Genomic DNA, 1,180 nt, shown 5'->3' with positions numbered 1-1,180 from the left:
TGTAGTGGTTCTATAGATACGCTACAGTTAGAGGCCTGCCAGAAGTTAGACATTTCTAATTTTTGGCAGGCCTCTCCTTTTTCTTGTATTTACTCAGCTTTCTCTCCCAGCCGTAGTTCTGCTCACGTATCGGTTCTCTGGCCGAATCATATTTTGCCTCTATGTCTTCCCACAGCGGGGTCAGGGCTGACTTTTCGGTGACAACATCCATTGGCGTTTTGCCCTTTAGGGAACTGTGGGAACGGTGCCAGTTGTAATGAAACTGCCATTCCTCCAGCCTATCGTTCAGGCATGGATCCTTCAGGTTAGCCATCATATAAAATTCCTGCAGGTCCGTCTGGTGGCTCCTCTCTACCTTGCCGTTCAGGTGGGGAGAGCGAGGTTTTATGGGCCTGAACTTGATGCCGTACTCCTGCAGTATCTCCTGGAAAGCGATGCCGAAGAACTCCTTGCCCCTGTCAGTTTGCACCCGCTGTATGGGAAAGGGCATTTGCTCTACCACCCGCTCGAGAAAGCTCACAGTGTTTTTGGCTGTTCTCCTAGAATAGATGTGCAGTACTCTGAAGCGGCTACAGTCGTCAATGGCTGTGTATTGATAGATACCTGTATCTATCTTACAGACATCCATCTGCACCCTTTCTCCTGGGATTTCTTTAGCGTAGCGCTTAAAAACTTTCTTCTTGTGGTATCGCTTGAGCAATTTCATATCATACTTCTCAAGCACCCTGGCCACGGTGGAAGGAGAAATCTTCACCTGATGTTGCTGCAGAAGGTGTGAGCAGATCCTTATTTTGCCAAAGCGGCAGGTGTCCCTGATATCCAGAATCAGGTTGATTACATCATCATCCCATTTCTGTCGGGCCAGCCTGTGTGGCCTTCTGGAACGGTCCGCCAGCCCTTCATCTGGCAGGCGCTTGATCCATCGGTGCAGAGTGGAGCGGGCGATGCCACATCGAAGAGCAGCTTTGCTGACAGAGCCCAGCTGTTGGTAAACCCTTATCCAGTCTTCTCTGGCTTTCTGCTTCTGCTCTTCTTTTTTCATAGCGACACAGGCAAAAAAATAGCTGTGGATTTATGGATAACTCTGTCGAGTTACCCACAAGTCCACAGCAGTAATAATAGTAATATCTAAAGATTAAATCAACAGGTAAAAATGTAGCGAATCTATTGAACCTTCACA

1 protein-coding gene is annotated in these 1,180 nt (G+C 48.0%); it reads right to left on the bottom strand.

Annotated elements, in window-relative coordinates; genetic code table 11:
- Positions 1 to 55 precede the first annotated feature (55 nt).
- Positions 56 to 1,042: an IS481 family transposase gene (locus FJM51_RS26500; RefSeq protein WP_140456493.1), complete on the bottom strand. Its 987-nt coding sequence runs from the start codon at positions 1,040 to 1,042 to the stop codon at positions 56 to 58.
- Between the last annotated feature and the right edge of the window lie 138 nt (positions 1,043 to 1,180).

This window comes from Amaricoccus solimangrovi (assembly GCF_006385685.1).
Lineage (GTDB): Bacteria > Pseudomonadota > Alphaproteobacteria > Rhodobacterales > Rhodobacteraceae > Amaricoccus > Amaricoccus solimangrovi.
Note: the sequence above shows the minus strand (reverse complement) of the source record. Positions and strands in the feature narration are given on the sequence as shown.

Excerpts from the sequence above, each read along its gene's own strand:
- FJM51_RS26500 (WP_140456493.1), bottom strand. The coding sequence starts at position 1,042 with ATGAAAAAAGAAGAGCAGAAGCAGAAAGCCAGAGAAGACTGGATAAGG.